The sequence below is a fragment of the Methanocalculus natronophilus genome (genome assembly GCF_038751955.1).
Classification (GTDB): domain Archaea; phylum Halobacteriota; class Methanomicrobia; order Methanomicrobiales; family Methanocorpusculaceae; genus Methanocalculus; species Methanocalculus natronophilus.
Genome location: NZ_JBCEXH010000108.1, coordinates 1 through 282, shown reverse-complemented (window position 1 = coordinate 282; position 282 = coordinate 1). Strand labels below are relative to the sequence as shown.

General features: G+C 33.3%; 1 protein-coding gene. It reads right to left on the bottom strand.

Translation table 11 applies throughout. The annotated features are described in order from the left end of the window. The coding region (locus ABCO64_RS11025) for a GTP-binding protein (RefSeq protein WP_425463715.1) at positions 1–174 on the bottom strand (174 nt) is incomplete at its 3' end. Between the last annotated feature and the right edge of the window lie 108 nt (positions 175–282).

Below are 282 nucleotides of genomic sequence, written 5' to 3'. Positions count from 1 at the left end.
ACAACCACTAGTAATCTCTTTAGTATTTAGACCAAATTTATTTATTATATCACTATCAATTCCAACTTGGCCAACCTCATTCACAACGATAGCAACTTTGCTCCCCTCGTCTGCTAGATATTTACCAAGAGTTATCAATGTAGTGGTCTTACCACTACCTAGAAAGCCACCAATTATAATCGCTTTAATCTGATCTCCCCCTTTTTTAGAACTTATTGGGATCTATAAGAAAAGTTTTTCTTTTACTCACTTTATAGTCATAGTCCTTGCTAATATTTTAAT